The organism is Alkalicoccus saliphilus (assembly GCF_003044065.1).
Lineage (GTDB): Bacteria > Bacillota > Bacilli > Bacillales > Salisediminibacteriaceae > Alkalicoccus > Alkalicoccus saliphilus.
This window is the reverse complement of record NZ_PZJJ01000009.1, coordinates 96573-113846: the sequence shown is the minus strand read 5'-3', so window position 1 is coordinate 113846 and position 17274 is coordinate 96573. Positions and strand designations below refer to the sequence as shown.

At 43.7% G+C, this 17274-nt stretch carries 16 protein-coding genes; 3 read left to right on the top strand and 13 right to left on the bottom strand.

The genetic code is table 11. From position 1 onward, the window contains the following. Positions 1-125: 125 nt before the first annotated feature. Positions 126-854 carry a FadR/GntR family transcriptional regulator gene (locus C6Y45_RS07590; RefSeq protein WP_107584628.1) on the bottom strand — a complete coding sequence of 243 codons (729 nt, stop codon included), beginning with the start codon at positions 852-854 and terminating at the stop codon, positions 126-128. Positions 855-896: 42 nt separating this feature from the next. Continuing rightward, entirely contained in the window at positions 897-1778 is an 882-nt protein-coding gene (locus C6Y45_RS07585) for a VOC family protein (RefSeq protein WP_107584627.1), read from the bottom strand. Positions 1779-2012: 234 nt separating this feature from the next. On the opposite strand from C6Y45_RS07585, the gene C6Y45_RS07580 reads away from it, so the two are divergent. Next, positions 2013-3032 carry a zinc-dependent alcohol dehydrogenase family protein gene (locus C6Y45_RS07580; RefSeq protein ID WP_107584637.1) on the top strand — a complete coding sequence of 340 codons (1020 nt, stop codon included), beginning with the start codon at positions 2013-2015 and terminating at the stop codon, positions 3030-3032. Positions 3033-3073: 41 nt separating this feature from the next. Here the strand turns inward: C6Y45_RS07580 and C6Y45_RS07575 are convergent, their stop codons facing one another. The 3 genes from C6Y45_RS07575 to rlmD form a co-directional block, all read right to left on the bottom strand. Further along, positions 3074-3874: an HAD family hydrolase gene (locus C6Y45_RS07575; protein WP_107584626.1), complete on the bottom strand. Its 801-nt coding sequence runs from the start codon at positions 3872-3874 to the stop codon at positions 3074-3076. Positions 3875-4226: 352 nt separating this feature from the next. After that, positions 4227-4784: a DUF998 domain-containing protein gene (locus C6Y45_RS07570; protein WP_160058206.1), complete on the bottom strand. Its 558-nt coding sequence runs from the start codon at positions 4782-4784 to the stop codon at positions 4227-4229. 158 nt (positions 4785-4942) lie between these two features. Beyond that, entirely contained in the window at positions 4943-6328 is a 1386-nt protein-coding gene (gene rlmD / locus C6Y45_RS07565; RefSeq protein ID WP_107584636.1) for a 23S rRNA (uracil(1939)-C(5))-methyltransferase RlmD, read from the bottom strand. 117 nt (positions 6329-6445) lie between these two features. Here rlmD and C6Y45_RS07560 point away from each other — a divergent pair, with 117 nt between their 5' ends. Further along, positions 6446-7408 (top strand): SEC-C metal-binding domain-containing protein, encoded by a 963-nt coding sequence (locus C6Y45_RS07560; protein ID WP_107584624.1) that lies wholly within the window; start codon positions 6446-6448, stop codon positions 7406-7408. A gap of 245 nt (positions 7409-7653) precedes the next feature. Here the strand turns inward: C6Y45_RS07560 and C6Y45_RS07555 are convergent, their stop codons facing one another. The 3 genes from C6Y45_RS07555 to C6Y45_RS07545 form a co-directional block, all read right to left on the bottom strand. Beyond that, positions 7654-8619: a DNA-binding transcriptional repressor DeoR gene (locus C6Y45_RS07555; protein ID WP_107584623.1), complete on the bottom strand. Its 966-nt coding sequence runs from the start codon at positions 8617-8619 to the stop codon at positions 7654-7656. A gap of 186 nt (positions 8620-8805) precedes the next feature. Then, complete coding sequence (gene deoC, locus C6Y45_RS07550; RefSeq protein ID WP_107584622.1) at positions 8806-9477, bottom strand: deoxyribose-phosphate aldolase; 672 nt, start codon at positions 9475-9477, stop codon at positions 8806-8808. Between the two features lie 69 nt (positions 9478-9546). Further along, positions 9547-10800, bottom strand: a complete 1254-nt coding sequence (locus C6Y45_RS07545) for a NupC/NupG family nucleoside CNT transporter (RefSeq protein ID WP_107584621.1) — start codon at positions 10798-10800, stop codon at positions 9547-9549. A gap of 336 nt (positions 10801-11136) precedes the next feature. On the opposite strand from C6Y45_RS07545, the gene C6Y45_RS07540 reads away from it, so the two are divergent. Then, positions 11137-11676, top strand: a complete 540-nt coding sequence (locus C6Y45_RS07540) for a DUF948 domain-containing protein (protein WP_107584620.1) — start codon at positions 11137-11139, stop codon at positions 11674-11676. A gap of 75 nt (positions 11677-11751) precedes the next feature. Here C6Y45_RS07540 and C6Y45_RS07535 read toward each other — a convergent pair whose 3' ends face one another. From C6Y45_RS07535 to C6Y45_RS07515, 5 genes are all read right to left on the bottom strand, one after another. Continuing rightward, the gene (locus C6Y45_RS07535; RefSeq protein ID WP_107584619.1) at positions 11752-12810 is read right to left on the bottom strand and encodes a hypothetical protein; all 1059 of its coding nucleotides are present in this window, start codon (positions 12808-12810) and stop codon (positions 11752-11754) included. Positions 12811-12967: 157 nt separating this feature from the next. Further along, entirely contained in the window at positions 12968-13555 is a 588-nt protein-coding gene (locus C6Y45_RS07530) for a glycerol-3-phosphate responsive antiterminator (RefSeq protein WP_107584618.1), read from the bottom strand. A gap of 23 nt (positions 13556-13578) precedes the next feature. Continuing rightward, complete coding sequence (locus C6Y45_RS07525; RefSeq protein ID WP_107584617.1) at positions 13579-14379, bottom strand: HAD-IIA family hydrolase; 801 nt, start codon at positions 14377-14379, stop codon at positions 13579-13581. Further along, on the bottom strand, positions 14379-16124 hold the full coding sequence (locus tag C6Y45_RS07520) for an ABC transporter permease (protein ID WP_107584616.1): 1746 nt from the start codon (positions 16122-16124) through the stop codon (positions 14379-14381). The genes C6Y45_RS07525 and C6Y45_RS07520 overlap by 1 nt, the downstream gene beginning before the upstream one ends. Further along, positions 16121-17251 carry an ABC transporter ATP-binding protein gene (locus C6Y45_RS07515; protein WP_107584615.1) on the bottom strand — a complete coding sequence of 377 codons (1131 nt, stop codon included), beginning with the start codon at positions 17249-17251 and terminating at the stop codon, positions 16121-16123. The genes C6Y45_RS07520 and C6Y45_RS07515 overlap by 4 nt, the downstream gene beginning before the upstream one ends. Positions 17252-17274 lie beyond the last annotated feature (23 nt).

Genomic DNA, 17274 nt, shown 5'->3' with positions numbered 1-17274 from the left:
AACCTTTCGAACTCCTAGTTTTTACCAAAAATGCTAGGGTTCTTTCCTACGGGCTTTTTTCTTGAATATGTCCTTTGATAAACAAATATCATCTTATTTTTTCATTGACATACTACCGCAGGTCTTTACAATACGCGGCCGCTGTTCATCGCATCGATTAAATCAGCCACAGACTGCAACAGTTTAGTCATCGCCGTTTCCGCTTTTTCCTCACTGCCTTCCAATATAGCTTTCAGCACGTCTTCGTGCAGTTTTAACGCTTCTTTTGTCGTTGTGTCTCCATGTTCGTCCTGATGTTCTTTCAAAATGCGTATCGTTGTTTCCCGGCTCTGCATCAGACCGTTATGAAGCGTCTGTACGAGGCTGATCATCAGCTGATTATGGGAAGCCTTCAGCATCGCATTGTGAAAAGCTGCATCCGCCTCTGTCCACGCTTTTTGATCAGCGGTAGCCTGTTCGAGCACGCGGAACGCTTCCTTCATTTCCTGTTTATCGTTCTCTTCCGCATACTTCGCTGCCAGTTTAACTGCAGCCGGTTCCACAGCCAGGCGGACTTCTGTCAGCTGTTTTAAAAAAGGACGGTTATCTTCCGCTTCCGAAGCCCAGGAGATAACGTCAGGATCCCACCAGAGCCACTCCTCTTTTGGACGTACAATCGTCCCTGTCTTTGTAGAGGATTCCAGCAGCCGCCGGGCGCTCAGTCCTTTCAGTGCTTCCCGTATAACTGTCCGGCTGACTCCTTTTTCCACGCTGAGTGTTTCTACTTTCGGAAGCACATCCCCTGGAGGGATTATCCCAAGTACAATGTCTTTTCCGAGATCGTGAAGCAGCTGTTCACTTAAATTTTTAGGCATGGTGTGCTCTTCCTTTCCTCCCGGATGTTCTTCGGCTTTCTGTCAGACGAGTGCTTTTTCAAAATCCACGCCCCAGAGGGAAAGGCATTCATCGGTTTTCCATACTTTCGGCTTCTGTGGAAAATCTTTGTGCCAGGGCCGCGGATCGAAAATACCAAGCTCCTTAATATACACATCCCCATCGGTAAACAGTTCGATCAGGTTACCTTCCGGATCGTAGTGGTAACAGGCAATATTATGTCCCGCTCCGTGACGGGACGGTCCCCATACTATATTCACGCCATTCAGCCTCAGAAAATCAAGCGTGGAAATTAAGTGCTGATAGTTCCGCATTTCCAGTGCCAGGTGGTGCATTCCTTTCGTTTCGGACGTGAAAAAGTTCAATACGTGATGATCCCGGTTACACGTCATAAAGCCGAAAAAATCTTCGATCCAGTCGGTATTATCGAAGCCGAGCTTTTTATAAAACTCCACCTGCGCTTTGGCATCACTTACCCGTACAGACAGATGACCGATTTTATTCGGGACAATTCCTGCACTTTTAAAGCCTTTCTTCTTTGTTTCACCCGTTTCTCTAAAAAGCCGTACAGAATACCCTTCAGGATCTTGAAATGCTATGACATCCTTCATCACCGGATGCCCGTCTTCTGCTTTCGATGCCTCAATGCCCAGAGACTTTAAATGCTCAATGACTTCCTCCCTGCTTCCTTCCGATTCATATTGAAAGCCAAATGAATGTATCCCGCTTCTGTCTGACGGAATCAGGACGATATTGTGATGATCTGTTGAAGTACTGAAGTAAGCGCTTCCATTTTTGTCCGTTTCTGTGAGCGTAAAACCCGCAATGTCTTCATAGTACTTTTTCATCGCCTGCATATCCTGTACGTGAAAGGCAGCAAAGCCGAGCTTAAAAACGTGAAGCATACCATTCCCCTCCTTTATGAAGTTGAATTAATCATATAATATTATTAATTGATGGTCAATAAAGAAGAGTACCTGGAAATGCTGTATCAGCACCCTCTGTACGTTTTTACCTTTTCGTTTCTGGGAAAAGTAAAGAATGTTATTTACGCTTTGTCATCGTTCTATAATAAAAGATACCGTATGTACTACAGCTTCTATTTCAAAACTGACAGGAATAAAGAAAGGATGACTTTCATGCATAAAATAACGAACCGCAGCTGGCGGCTCGACGGAGAAGGAAGTATTGATCATCTGAAACAGTCGGAGGAAGAGATCGTTTCTCCGAATCGTGGAGAAGTAGTCGTCCGGGTTCACGCAACGTCTCTGAACTATCGGGACTACGCCATCATTCACGGTGGTTATCCAGGAGAGAAAAAAGAAAATCTTGTCCCGCTGTCGGACGGAGCGGGTGAAGTGGTTGAAGCCGGTGAAGACGTCACACGGGTAAAAGAAGGCGACCGGGTTGCCGGCAACTTTATGCGGGAATGGTTCGGCCGGGAAGCACCTGCTGCATTGGAACCTTACGGCACGCATTCCGATGGCTGGCTGACGTACTATAAAACAATCAATGCTGAGCTTCTCGTGCACATTCCTGACCATCTTACCTTTGAACAGGCGGCGACACTTCCCTGTGCTGCCCTTACAGCCTGGAACGCCCTGCAGGGTCCCGTGCCGCTGAAGGCAGGAGATACAGCGCTGACACTTGGAAGCGGAGGAGTTTCCGTTTTTGCTACACAGTTTGCCCGCCTTCTCGGAATACGTACTATCGGAACGAGCTCGAGTGACAAAAAAGCAGAAACGCTGAAAGATCTCGGTGCTTCCCATATTATTAATTACAAAGAGCACGAAAACTGGGGAGAAAAAGTGAAGGAACAGACCGGCGGCCGCGGCGTGGACCGTGTCGTGGAAGTCGGAGGGCCCGCTACAATTAAACAGTCACTCGCCTCCCTCCGCGCCGGTGGTGAAGCCTCCTTGATCGGCGTACTCAGCACTGAAGGAGATGACATCAGCTACTTTGATCTTTTCGGACGGGCCAATACCCGTACAATTATGGTCGGGAGCCGGGACGAATTTGAACAGATGAACCGTGCGATTGAAAACAGCGGACTCGAACCAGTGATCGACCGTGTCTTTTCCTTTGACGAAGCAAAAGACGCCTACCGTCACCTGGAAGGTCAAAACTTTATTGGAAAGATTGTTATCCGGCACGATTAAGCCTGCTTTAAAAAACATAAAAAAAGCATGACCCCTGAGTGTCATACTGTCTGTTCCTGTAAAACCTGTGAGAGGGAGTTCATTACCCCTTCGTGATTGTGGTCATAGGCGGTTGTCATATCGGATACTGCCAGCACTTCCTCCACGGCGTTTTTCATCGCTATCCCGAGGCCGGATTCACGGATCATCTCCACATCATTCGGGCCGTCTCCTATCGTAATGACTTCACTGGGAGAAATCGCATACTCCTTTAAAAGAGTACGGATGCCTTTCCACTTGGAAACTCCTTTAGGAACCACCTCAAAACCATCTTTCCATTCGATGACGTCCAATCCGGTGGTCCGGCTGCTCCACGGTTTTGTAAGCGATCGTTTTTCAGCCATTATCCCGTATTTAAGAATGTCCAGCTGCTCAAGATTGTCCATTGCTCCTTGAAAATAAGGCTGCACACCGCTTGTTTGAATCCAGTGTTCCACATGCTCATCAATCTTTTCGCAGTACAGACCTTCTCTCGTATGAAAGAGGATATTACTGCACATCCGCACGTTGTCGGATATTCGTTTGTACAGTCCGGCTGCTTCTGCGTTAAATGTTTTTGCGAAGATTTCTTTTTTCATTAACGGGTCATATATATAACTCCCGTTCAGACATATAACCGGTGTTTTCAGACCAATTGCTTTGTGATACGGTTCTACAATGCCATAATGCCTTCCCGTTGCCAGATGAACCTTCAGTCCATTGTCTTCAAGACGCTGTAACGATTTAACGGTTTGTTCGGAAATTTCATTCCGGCTGTTCAAAAGTGTGCCATCCATATCAATAAAAACAGCTTTATATCCCATCAATCATCCCTCCAGGCTTCTGTTAACTCCACTTCACCTTTCCCTATTTTCGTTCCCGCGTCTTAACATCCACTGTATTATTCAGTAAAACCTCAGCTGCAGCGGTCCGGAAAACGGGCCTGCCGGTCTCCCGGATTCTTTTCCCTGCATGTTTATAATATACTTAATTTGTTGACCTTGGATTAAGTCGGTGTATTATTCCTGTAAAGATTATTAAGAGTTCTGCTGGAGGGGACTACTTTTCTAACCCCGCCTGCCGTGGAGGAGTTCTTCGGGGAGGATGCGGAGAGCCCATCGGAAAGCGTCTTCGTGGCAGCAAAAGCGGACGTTTATTTTTGATCAAGGTATCCTTTTAAAATTTATATTGTTTTGGCGGTTCCATATAGAAAAACAGCCACCCAAAAGCACAGATGAACATCATACGCTGTAAAAGCCCCATCCATGAAGGAAAAGCAATCATAAGAAGAGGAATTAGAGTGGCTGCAATCGCAAGAACAACTCCTGCAGTCCGCTGGTTTCCCCGGCTCATAAAAGCGTGACCCACGGCAAGAACGGTGAAGCTGAAGCCGGTACCCCCTGCAAAAACAGAATGAACCTTATCCTGTACAACATTAACCGGGAGCCCGGCTTCCATAGGAGCATGAGGAAAAAAAGCAGTCATTATCAGGCTGAATCCAAAAAGCACCCCGAATAGTTGATGGTACCGTATACGAGTGGCATAAGTAACAAAAACAGCCATACTCCCGAGACATATAAACACAAGCTTCATCACCCAGGCATGAGGTGCTCCCTGGGCTGCTAAATGACTGGTAGTGTGAGTCAACATAGAATATCCTTGAAAACTGAAAAAGGGAAGAACCGTGGACACGATAAGAAACAAAAGAAAGCAAGCAGATGCAGCTTTTTTCACTTGAATCATACCTCCCCAGCCCTCTTTAGTTTATGTTGTTATTCTTTTGAAGTCATTTCAGGTTTTTTCCATACTCACATGCAGCTTATAAAAATGGAGGATCCTATTAACAAGAATCCTCCCATTCCTTTCTTTATACATAACTGTACGAAAGGTCCTTAAGTAACTTCACGTGGAACTTTTTCAAGCCATGTCACACATTCCACATGCGTGGTCTGCGGGAACATATCGACTGGCTGTACTTCTTTTGATTCGTAGCCTTTTTCCTTGAGGTATTTCAAGTCCCGGGCGAGTGTTGCCGGGTTACAGGAGACGTAGACGATTTTTTCCGGCTCCATTTCCGTCATGGTGTCGAGCAGGGATTCATCGCATCCCTTTCTCGGAGGATCCACAACGATCACATCAGCTTCAATTCCCTGGGCGCGCCACCAGGGCATGACTTTTTCTGCTTCCCCTACATAGAAATCCGCGTTTTCTATCCCGTTAAGCCGGGCGTTCTGCCGGGCATCGTCGACCGCTTCCGGTACGATCTCCACGCCGTAAACGTGCTTCGCCTGTTTTGCGAGAAAAAGGCTGATCGTTCCGATACCACAGTATGCGTCAATCACATTTTCTTTCCCTTTTAAGTCTGCATATTCCAGCGCTTTTTCGTAAAGTACTTTTGTCTGGACCGGATTGACCTGATAAAAGGAACGCGGAGAAATTGCAAAGCGGATGCCGCTGATTTCGTCATAAATTACGTCCTCTCCCCAGAGGGTCGTCGTTTTCTCCCCGAAAATAACGTTCGTACGCTTCGGATTCACATTATGAACGATCGATGCAAGATTCGGAAAGGTGTCCCGTAGTCTTTTAATTAAATGCTTTTTATTCGGGATACTTTCGTTTTTTGTTACGAGAACGATCATCAGCTGATCCGTTGCTGCTGCGTGGCGGATGACGACGTGTCGGAGCTGCCCTTTATGGGTTTTCCCATCATAACCCCTGAGTCCGTATTCTTCTGCCATCTTTTTCACGAGGTTCATTGCCCGGTCCGCATCCTCTGACTGTATAAGGCACTCGTCGGTATCAACAATATCGTGGCTCCGCTCAGCGTAAAATCCTGCGACAATTTTACCGCTCTGCTCTCCTATCGGTACCTGCGATTTATTCCGGTAGCGCCAAGGATCTTCCATACCGAGAGTCGGGTGAACTGCCAGATCGTTAAGTCCACCGATTCTTGCCATTACTTCCTGCACCTGTTTCTGTTTATACTGCAGCTGTCCTTCGTAGCTTAAATGCTGCAGCTGGCATCCTCCGCAGCGGTTAAACACCGGGCACGGTGCTTCCACCCGGTGTATGCTTTCTTTTTCTACTTTTATCAGACGGCCGAAGCCGAAATTTTTCTTTGTATGAATGACTTTTACGAGCGCTACCTCCCCGGGAAGAGCTTGCTTCACAAACAGCGGGTAGCCGTCCACTTTTGCCACTCCTGCCCCGTCGTGGGTCAAATCTTCAAACTGGACGTGAACGTGCTCGTTTTTTTGTACTGGCAGTTGTTTACTCATAATTTCTGTCCTTTCTTCAATCAGGTTCATTGATTGTACCATATCCCGCTGCTTGAAAAAATTGCTCAGCCTGTTATGATTAACGAGGTATGGACAATTTTGATGAGGTGAAAATTAATGGCTGCGCTTAAACGTAACGACCCGTGCCCCTGTGGCAGCGGAAAGAAATACAAAAAATGCTGTCTTCAGAAGCTAAACGCTAAATCACGGTTTGATCAGAAAGACTACCGAGATTTTAACGAACTTCTTCCGAAAATCTTTGATTACAGCAAAAAGTTCGACGACAACATTAAACCGGTGTATGAAAACCGCAGCAGCAGCTTTGCCTCGATGAAACCGGAGGATGCTAAAGCTTTTTCGCAGCTGATGTTTCACTGGATGCTGTTCAACTGGAAAGATGAAGAAAAACAGACAGTGCTTGAACAGTTTATAAAAGAACATCAGACAGCGTATTCAAACTCTTTCCAGAAGTTCCTGGAAAACTGGACCTCCCTGGAGCCCCGCTTCTTTTACGTTGTACATGCTGATAAGGAGTACCTCTCCTTAAAGGACATGTGGAAAGACACCACGCAGACAATACAGAAAACTCCCGTATCCGAAGCTATTGAAGCCGGCCGCTACGTTACCGGGTATTTGTACCCGACTCCCGACGGTCTTTCTTTAGGCAGCGATGCGCTGGAGCTTCCAGCAGACATGGCTGAAGCGTTTCTCGAGGAATGCCGGACGGCCGGCATCCAGAAGCAGAAGCATTTCACTAAAAGGTTTGACAGCGCCCTGCAGCTGCTTTACCTTCTCGTTAAATACGGGAAAGAAACTCCCGCGGATTACAGAAAGATTCTTCAGACTCTTCAGCTGGAATCCCGACGGAGTTTTACGGCGGCCTCCGCGGCACTCCGTGAATACCTGGCGGCAGAAAATCCCCGAGTCACTAAACCGGAAGCTTTTGCAGCGATACTCGAATACTGGGCAGGAAAACACCTGCCGCATGAAACTCCCGTTTCGCAGAAAGCCGTGGCGGATAAATACGGTATTTCTTCCAGTACGCTTTCGAGCCGGTATAAACAGTTTATGAACCGCTAGCTTCCGTTAAAAATTTATACTTTTAAAATACTGTCTGCTTCTGAGTTCAGCCCGTCCTGCTTGTATTTTCAGGGACGGGCTTTTCTTTGCTTAAGGGACTTGAAATGAAGTTTCCTTTAAAGATTTTGGAACCGCTCAAAAGCCTGAAGCGGTACACAACGTCTCCGTCATCATCCTCTTCAGGCTTTTATTAAACTATTATTTTGCAGGAAGTTTTCTGTTCCCTGTCCAGACTCTGCAGAACCTCAGGAGGCTGTATCCTCCTGCCTGATTTTACTGATAAGTACTTCTGCAGTATATTGGTCCGTGATCAGGACATTGGCATATTGGCCGTTCAATGCCCCGATGATGCCTTCTGCTTTCTTCATTCCTCCAGCAGCAAGAATCGAAAATTCTTTTTTCCGGAGATGTTCCAGCCCGATACCGATCGTCCGGGAGTTAATTCCTTCATCACAGACATTTCCCTCAATATCGATCATATGGGAGCAGATATCCCCTACCGCATGCTTTTCCTTTAATACTTTCAGATCTTCCTCAGACAAATAGTCTGCTTTATACAGAGCAGATTCTTCGTACCGGTTGCCGACAGTAAAAAGGGCAATGTTTGCTTTTTCAGCAAGCTCCAGTACGTATCGTATGTGCCGGTCGCTGACAATTGCCTGCTTGACGACGAGATGGTCAACGATAGCTGGAAGCGGCAGAAAGTGCGGAGAGGTGTGAAAAGCCCGCCCCAGATAATTCAGGATTTCAGCTGCGTATGTATTGGTTTCGGAATAGCTGACTCCCCCATTCAGCTGGGTGACATTTACATCATGAACACTTTTAGTTTTCATATGTCTTGCCACTTCATAAATGGTTGTTCCCCATGTTGCCCCGATAATGTCCCCATCTTTTACAATCTGAAACAAATATTCTGAAGCTTTGCGGCCGATTTCTTCTTTAATTACTTTTTCATCATTCACCGGTGAATCAGCAATCAGACATTCCTTCAGTCCGTAATGTTCCTTCAGAAGTTCGGCGAGCTGCTGAACATCTTCTTCCGGGTCAACGATACGTATCTGGACAATTCCTCTATCTTTAGCCTCCTGCAGCAGCCTGGAAACTGAAGGACGGGAAATTCCGAGTTCCTCTGCAATTGCCTGCTGGCTGTAATCAAGCTGATAGTACATTTTAGCGGCACGTACCACCCGTGCCAGCTTATCTTTTGTCACATTTTCCACCCCTCAGACTATTGCAATTTTCGAACTATTGTAAAACAATCTATGAACATCATTTCATAATTTTGTACAAAAAGCAAGCGTTTTCTTTACTGAAAGCACTGCCACTGACGCATTGTTTACGCTTACAGTTTTTTTGAAAAAAGCATTCTGCCGCCTGGACAGAATGCTTTTTGTTATTTAGTAGTCCGAGCTGCTTTCTTCACCTTTTACGATGGCTACTCCGGCGCTTGCACCAATGCGTGTCGCTCCTGCATCAATCATCGCCTGCGCGTCCTCTTTCGTTTTAACACCGCCGGAGGCTTTTACACCTGCTTTATCCCCGACTGCCTCCCTCATTAATTTCACGTCTTCCACCGTAGCGGCACCGAAGGAGAACCCGGTGGATGTTTTTACAAAATCAAGGCCTGCTTTAACAGCAATGCTGCAGGCAGTACGTTTTTCATCATCTGTCAGAAGACACGTTTCAAGAATTACTTTTGTGAGTGCTTTTCCTTCAGCGGCTTCCTGGACGGCACGCATATCCTGCTCTACCAGTTCCAGGCTGCCATCTTTAAGCGCACCGATGTTCAATACCATATCTACTTCTTCCGCCCCGTTTTTTATAGCATCTTTCGTTTCAAATGCTTTTACTTCCGGAGTATTGGCCCCCAGTGGAAAACCAATGACGGTACAAACTTTTGCGTTGGAATTTTTAAGTTCTTCTGCACATGTTTTAACCCATGTCGGATTAACACATACGGAAGCAAATCCGTATTCCGCCGCTTCCCGGCAGAGCTCCAGGACTTGCTCTTTCGTTGTTTCCGGTTTTAGAAGCGTGTGGTCAATAATAGATGCTGCAGACTTTGTCATAATATATCTCTCCTTGTAAAATCCAGATTTTTAAACATTATTGAACTGAGCTGTTGATGCGTTTTGTTATTAAAAGAACATTCCTGCAATGGACGCATTTAAAAGTGAAGCAAGTGTCCCTGCCAGAATAGCCTTCACACCAAGCTGGGCAATATCTCCGCGCCGGCTTGGAGCGAGCTTACCGAGTCCCCCGAGAAGAATACCGAGAGAAGCAACGTTTGCGAAGCCACAGAGAGCGAAACTGACAACAAGCACTGTCTTCGGATCAAGGTCTTCAATCTGCGGTGCAAAATTAGCGTAGGCAACGAACTCATTCAGAATAAGTTTCTGCCCGATAAAGTTACCAGCCTGCAGTGCTTCGGCCCAAGGTACACCGATCATGAAAGCAAGCGGTGCAAAGATTGCTCCAAGAATGTTCTGAAGTGTCAGTCCCTCCAGCTGGAAGGCTGCTCCAAAGAAATCCATCACCCAGTTAAAGCCTGACTGGATTACACCAAGTCCGCCGTTCAGTAATGCTACGAGTGCAATAAATGCAAGAAGCATAGCCGCGATATTCAAAACGAGCTGCAGACCAGTACTGGCTCCGCGTGCTGCAGCGTCAATGACGTTGTAGGATTCTTTATCGTCATCCATTTCCACCGGCTGGTGATCTGACGATTCTTCCGGACGGGTTTCCGGCATAATGATTTTAGCCATGACGAGTCCGGACGGTGCAGCCATGAAGCTTGCTGCAAGAAGATACTCAAGCGGTACCCCAAGGAGGGAATAACCAACGAGTACAGAACCAGCCACAGAAGCAAGTCCCCCGGTCATTACAGCAAAAAGTTCGGAGCGGGTCATCGTTGGAAGGAACGGTTTTACCACAAGCGGTGCTTCCGTCTGTCCTACAAAAATGTTGGCAGAAGCTGAAAGTGATTCCGTTCTGCTTGTTCCGAGAAGCCATGAGAGTGCTCCCCCGATAATTTTAATGAAAAACTGCATAATACCTAAGTAGTATAGAACTGAAATAAGGGATGAGAAAAAGATAATAATCGTTAATACTTCAAAAGCAAATACCATACCTATGCCCTCAGCATCATACAGACCTCCGAATAGAAAATCTATTCCTTCATCCGTAAAACCTATGATGGCGTTTACAATATCGGTAAACCAAAGCAGTATTTCCTGTCCTGCGGTTGAATAAAGAACGATAAAAGCAAACATAATCTGAATGGAAAGTCCGCCCAGAACAGTTCTCAGCTTTATCGATTTACGGTCTGACGATAGTAAGAAAGCGATTGTGAGAATTGTCAAAATACCGGCCATTCCCCATAAAATATTCATGATGTTCCCTCCGTAATTATAAGTATGCTCTCAATTGAACAATATAAATATACCAAAGTTTTTGAACAAATGTAAACGTTTTTTTAATCATTATTTCAAAACACTTCTTTATACTTATGTTCGTTCTGCAAAGGTTGTTTATTAATTGGAAAAGAGGGGTAATAAAAACGTATCCACCTAACGGGGGAAAGTCAGATCAGCTCGTAAAAAGCTGTCTATCCCGCTCTTTTCTTTTTCTATTAAAAAGAAACCGGAGATCGATGCAGCAGCTTGCTTTCAGACGCAATTAACGGGATAATGATGTTATGACCAAATTTTTGAAATGAGGTGTTACATATGGATTGGTTAGGAATTGGTGTACTAGTTATTGGTGTAGCTTTATTTCTCGGAGTTCTCTTTCTTCGTCCGGTTCTCCAGAAACTGGCAGATACGCTGAATAACACGGCAGAAACGGTTTCTACATTGAATAAGAGCGTCGGAGAAATCACAAATGAAACTTCCCTTATTCTCTACAACACGAATGAAACTCTCGTGGATTTGAATAAAAAAATCGGAAAGCTCAACCCGCTTTTTGACATCGTCCACGATACCGGTCAGGCGGCTCATCACCTGACAGCTACTATGGCCGGCTTTACATCCGTAAAGCACGACCGTGCAACAGCAGCCCTCAACTACATTGATAAAAAAGACCTTGAAGGCATCATGCGTGGAGCTGCTTTCATCTATTATCTCCGCCAGGTCAAAAAAGAATCTGACCGCCAGACGGCTGTAAAGACGGAAACCACCGGTGTTCAGCCGGAAGTGGAAATTTCGTCAGAACAGCCGGATAATCAGCTGAACAAACAGAGCGTTCAGCCGGGTGGACCGGTCGTATAAATTAAAAGACAGAGGGAAAAGTATTAACTTTTCCCTCTGTCTTTTTCATCTGTATTTCACGAGCCTACTGTATTTTTAAAGGCACTTTATACTAAAAACTGTCCTGTTTAAATAATAAATTAGCCCTGCTATCTTTTCATGCACTTCTGAATGCGCTTTCAGATAACTGGATGCTGTTTTTTTCATTTCATCTAAAGTTTCTTCTATAGTGGTCATGTAGTTATCCGAATTATTAATGTTATCGTTTACCATACCAATAAGATGACTGTAAATATCCGAGTATTCTTCTATCAGCTCCGTATTATAACCGATTTCCTCGTAAGGATTATGTAAGGTTTTCGAGGTAAACGGTTCTTCTTCATTAGAGATATTAATTTCCAGCTGGGTTAATAGACTGTTTAATTCATTAATTCCCCCATCATCCTTGTCGAACTGATCAAATCCTGGATTGGAAGCTTTGTAGTCAGCAATTAAAGCTTGCAGGGAGTTCACTGTATGAAGCATACGTTTGGACCAATTATCTAATGAATATGAATTAGTTTCCCTGTTAGAATAACTTTGTTCAACATTGTACGACTTTGTAACAATTTTTTCGAATTCCCGTATTAAAAATGTTAATTGATTTCTATAATATTCTATTTCAGCAATAAACCTTGTCCCTTTGTAATCTCTCACACTCTGTTTGTCTAAGTTGTTTTTATTAAGTATTTGTAGAAAAGGAGAGATCAGTTTATTAATTATTTTAGTATCTTTAGATATGAACCCTTTCGCATCACTGAACTTTTCATCTATGAATATACCGTATTCATTACTAATAAAAACGGATTCTTTTGTGGCAATAAAATTTCCAGAGGGCCTGAAGCAATAATTAATACTTGTAAAAGAAATATCGTTTTTTAATTTCTGAATAAAAGGACTTTCATGCATGTATGGATTGATAAAAAGATAAAGTTTGAAATTGTGCGGTGTTTCTCTTAAGAGAGCATCGATAAATGAGCTGTAATCTAAAGTGCTTTCATGACCGATGTAAATATATATTACAGGAAGGGTGTTAAAATCATCCACTAATTCCATCAGAGGGTTTAAATCATTTGAGAAATACATCGTCATCTCAGCCTTATTTGATGCAGGCATACTACCCCTTCTTTCTGTTTTCCGTCTTTGCATTCCTGTCTTCCAAATAAATATAATACTTTTTATATTCTGTTTTTAATGCATATTTTAAGTTCATTGAAAAAGCCTGCTGTCTAAAAAGCACAGCAGGCTGAATTAACAGATATCCCCTACACTTCTAGAGATCCAGGTTCCATAGCGATGTTCTTCCGACAGAAGTGGCAAGGGCTCCCGCTTCAAGACTTGTCATGATCTCCTCTTTTGTCTCTATCAAGCCCCCGGTAATAATAGGAATCTCATACTCTGAAGCTATACGGTCAACGACTTTAGGTATAATACCGGGCAGCATTTCAATGGCATCGGGTTTCGAAGACTGAATCATCTGTATCCCTTTTTCAAGAGCTGTCGTATCTAATAAAAAAAGCCTTTGTATCGTAATCAGTCCGACAGTATTAGCATATTTTATGAGGAAAGGCTTAGTCGTAATAATTCCTTCAGGTTTTATGTTTTCTGCAATGTAATCCACTGCTTTTTTATCACTTTTCAAACCTTCTATAAGATCTAAATGGATAAAAACAGCCATTCCCCCACCCTGCAGTTTGTCAACCATCTGGTTTAATGTACAAATATCTCCTGTTAGTAAAAATGCAACGTTACACTGACTATGCACAGCGGTTTCAATTTGAGAAGGGTCACTTATAGCTGCTATTACCTGAGAATCAATTAAGTCCACAATATCGTGTGATTTTTTTGTCGTCAATTTCATTTCCAGCCTCTCGTGATGCATACTTATACTATTTTAAGATTAGAGAGTTCTGATATGTCTGTCAACACGTAATCAGGCTTTATCTTCTTTTCAGTCAGCAGGTCCTCTTTTTTAGTTACACCGCTTAAAACAAGAATACTATTCATCCCGAAATCCTGGGCCATCAAAATATCCGTTTCCATCCTATCACCAATTACAAAGCATTTTTCAGGAGGAAGGTTTAAATATTGAATAACAGTTTCGGCAGCATTTTTCGAAGGTTTACCTATAATTTCTATCTTCTCACCTTCGGCCATTAACGAATGCATCGCTGCTACCCAGGCTCCTGTATCCGGGATCAGCTGGTTTTCCACAGGGCAGGAAGGGTCCGGGTTAACAGCGTAAATTTCCGCTCCGCTTAAATATGCCTGAACCATGTTGTTAAGGTAATCAAACGAAAAGGAGGGCCCTCCTCCTAAAACAGCTTTAGAAGCCATTTCAGGGGAAGACGCCATTGGAAGCCCTGCCGCTTTAAGTTCAAAAGTTAGAGCATCCTCTCCTTCCGACCAGAAAAGATCTCCTTCCTGCATGTTTCTTTTCAAAAACAATGCACTTAAATACGTGCCGGAAAGAATGTCTTCTTTTACGGTTTTAATCCCCATGTCCTTTAACTTATGATAATATGCTGAATTTTGTTTTGTAGGATTATTAGTAAGAAAGCAAATTTTATGCCCTTTTTCATAAAGCTGATTAATAGCTTCAACGGCTCCCGGAATCAGCTTATCCTGTAAATACACCGTACCGTCCAGATCAATAATGAATCCTTTCTGATCAAAGGCAGCCATTAGTAAAGAGAATTCTTCGTGATTTTATTTGCTGCCGTCTGCAATATAATTACAAGCACAATAATCAGCATAGCCATAGCAGAAGCGGTATATACTTCCCCGCGCAGTAGATTCTGGAAGACCATCAAACTCATTGGTGCCCAGTCAGAAGGTGCCATCAATACGGTAATACTCGTTTCTTTAATTACAGTAACGAATACCAGTATTGAACCTGCAGCAATGCCTGGAAGCATAAGCGGTCCTACAACTGTAATAATAGCTACCAGTTTAGATGCTCCTAGATTAACGGCAGCTTCTTCAATATCTGATTTAATGGCCATCATAGTTCCCATAGTAGATCTGATCATGTATGGCATACGTCGAACGGCATAAGCAACAATTAATAAAAAGGCAGTACCCGTCAGCTGAAGTGGTGCGGTATTGAATGTTTGAATATAAGCAATACCAAGAGCAATACCCGGGACGATGAGTGGAATGGAAGACATAAAATCTAGTTTGGAAGTATTTTCCCGAACTACAAAGTAAGATACCAGCGTTGCCACTATGACACTTATTATTAAAGCTCCACCAGCCAGAAGAATACTGTTTAAAATGTTATCCCCGGAACGAGTAAAGACAGTTGCATAGTGGTCCATAGTAAATCCTCGTGGCAGTAGACCTGTCCCCCACGTCGTAGCAAATGACTGAAGAAGTACAGAGAAAATCGCAGACATAGGCAGAACCAAAACAAGGATTGTAAATACGAGTAAAGATCGTGTTACGATTTTGCTGTCGTTTAATTTCGTTCCTTTCGGCTTACCCGAAAGTGTCCCGTAGTCCATATTTTTAGTTACATATCGCTGCAGCCAGAAAAAGATAGCGGCAACCGCAACCATAACGATAGTTAAAATGGAAGCTCCAGCCCAGTTAAAGAAACCTGATATTTCTCTGTAAGCTTCTACTACAATTAAATTCAGCCCATCAGGTGCAAGAATAATTGGTGTACCAAAATCAGAGAAACTCACCGTGAATATAAGAAGAGCCGCTGATATAATACCCGGTATTGCTAACGGGAAAGTAATGAACACCATTGTTGACCAGTTTTTCGCACCCATATTATTGGAAGCTTCTTCTAATGAAATATCAGCTATCTTAAAAGCTGCTACCATAGGCCACAAAGCAAATGGAAAAAAGAAAAACACTTGAATCAGTACGATAGATGTCATCGAATAAGCATCAATCAAAACCCCATCGAAACCAAGCGACTGATACATCGTATTCACCCAGCCGGTACGTCCGAACATGATGATAAAACCTGCTGCGGAAATAAATGTTGGAACGATTAGTGGAATAGTACAAAGTGCAGCCAGCGTTTTCTTATACGGCATCGTGGTTCTGGCAAAAGCATACGCCAGGGGAATACACATTAATATAACTAAAATGGAAACTCCAATTGCTAACGCTAAACTGTTCTGCAGAGCTGAAAAGTACGTCCCGCCTAACAAAAGACTGTAATGCTCAAATGAAGCATTGCTTAACCGTTCTATATTCGTAGCCATAATGTCGGGATTCACTAAGGATCCAAGCAGATTCACCGGCTGGCCGGTAAAACTCACGAGGAACACTGAAACTAATGGCAGAACGAGAAAGAGAAAGAAAAATAAGTAGACGACCCATTTCATCACTTTCAAACTGTCAATCGTCCGCAGCCATCCTCGGAACTTCGTGTCTTTTTTAGGCTGTTTATCCTGATTTACACTGCTCATATCAGCAACACCCTTTCACTCGGAAGGTGAACTTTAATTATATCTCCTTCTTTATAAAGGGCTGTATTCGGCTGAAACTCTTCTTCTACCATTACATCCATTCCATCAAGCTCAATATCATACCTGATCGTCGGGCCAAGATATGTACTTACTTTAACTTTTGCTTCCACTACATTTTCTGTTTTTGGAGTACTGGCTTCCCGTATAATTTCGATTCCTTCCGGCCGCACGAGTACTTCCACTTCGCTTTTGTCTGTGTGGGTTTCTGATTCCAGCACTATTTCGTCAGTAATCTTAACGACTGTATTTCCTTTTTCATTTTTCTTCAGGACCTGTCCTTTATAAATATTGGAGGATCCTACAAAATCCGCAACAAACGGGTCTTTAGGGTTACTGTAAAGCTCTGTCGGAGTGGCCATTTGTACAATTTCTCCATCACGCATAACTGCTACGTGGTCAGCCATACTCATTGCTTCTTCCTGGTCATGAGTTACGAATATAGTAGTTATTTTCAAATCCTGCTGTATTTTTCTAATAGTGGTACGCATAGTATTTCTCAATTTTTTATCCAGGTTTGAAAGAGGTTCGTCCATTAAAAGCACAGAAGGTTCCATTACGAGGGCCCGGGCTAGTGCAACCCGCTGCTGCTGACCGCCGGATAATTCGTTTACTCCTCTGTCGGCCAAGTGTCCGAGCTCTACATAATCCAGGGCGTCCTGCACTTTTTTCTCAATTTCTTTTGTAGGCTTACCTAAGCGTTTACTCATTAATCTTCCAAATGTTTTTATTCTTTGTCCGAGTGAACCAGAGTAAAGATCCCTTATCGTCAGACTGTAAGCTACATTTTCAAAAACATTATAATGCGGAAACAAAGCATAGCTCTGGAAAACCATGCCACAGTTTCTTCTGTTGGCAGGGACATTGTTTACTACTTTGTCACCAATTAAGATTTCTCCGGAAGTAGGAGTCTCAAACCCTGCAATACAGCGCATAGTCGTAGTCTTCCCGCAGCCGGAAGGGCCCAGGAGGGCATAAAATTCGCCCTCCTTAATATCAAGGTCCACTCCTTTTAACGCAATTGCTTTATCATATTTTTTCACCAGATTTTTAACTTGTACAGATCCCATGAATAATTCCTCCTATAGTAATT

Coding starts and splice junctions, on each gene's coding strand:
- C6Y45_RS07590 (WP_107584628.1), bottom strand. CDS start 854: ATGCCTAAAAATTTAAGTGAACAGCTGCTTCACGATCTCGGAAAAGAC.
- C6Y45_RS07585 (WP_107584627.1), bottom strand. CDS start 1,778: ATGCTTCACGTTTTTAAGCTCGGCTTTGCTGCCTTTCACGTACAGGAT.
- C6Y45_RS07580 (WP_107584637.1), top strand. CDS start 2,013: ATGCATAAAATAACGAACCGCAGCTGGCGGCTCGACGGAGAAGGAAGT.
- C6Y45_RS07575 (WP_107584626.1), bottom strand. CDS start 3,874: ATGGGATATAAAGCTGTTTTTATTGATATGGATGGCACACTTTTGAAC.
- rlmD (WP_107584636.1), bottom strand. CDS start 6,328: ATGAGTAAACAACTGCCAGTACAAAAAAACGAGCACGTTCACGTCCAG.
- C6Y45_RS07560 (WP_107584624.1), top strand. CDS start 6,446: ATGGCTGCGCTTAAACGTAACGACCCGTGCCCCTGTGGCAGCGGAAAG.
- deoC (WP_107584622.1), bottom strand. CDS start 9,477: ATGACAAAGTCTGCAGCATCTATTATTGACCACACGCTTCTAAAACCG.
- C6Y45_RS07545 (WP_107584621.1), bottom strand. CDS start 10,800: ATGAATATTTTATGGGGAATGGCCGGTATTTTGACAATTCTCACAATC.
- C6Y45_RS07540 (WP_107584620.1), top strand. CDS start 11,137: ATGGATTGGTTAGGAATTGGTGTACTAGTTATTGGTGTAGCTTTATTT.
- C6Y45_RS07535 (WP_107584619.1), bottom strand. CDS start 12,810: ATGCCTGCATCAAATAAGGCTGAGATGACGATGTATTTCTCAAATGAT.
- C6Y45_RS07530 (WP_107584618.1), bottom strand. CDS start 13,555: ATGAAATTGACGACAAAAAAATCACACGATATTGTGGACTTAATTGAT.
- C6Y45_RS07525 (WP_107584617.1), bottom strand. CDS start 14,379: ATGGCTGCCTTTGATCAGAAAGGATTCATTATTGATCTGGACGGTACG.
- C6Y45_RS07520 (WP_107584616.1), bottom strand. CDS start 16,124: ATGAGCAGTGTAAATCAGGATAAACAGCCTAAAAAAGACACGAAGTTC.
- C6Y45_RS07515 (WP_107584615.1), bottom strand. CDS start 17,251: ATGGGATCTGTACAAGTTAAAAATCTGGTGAAAAAATATGATAAAGCA.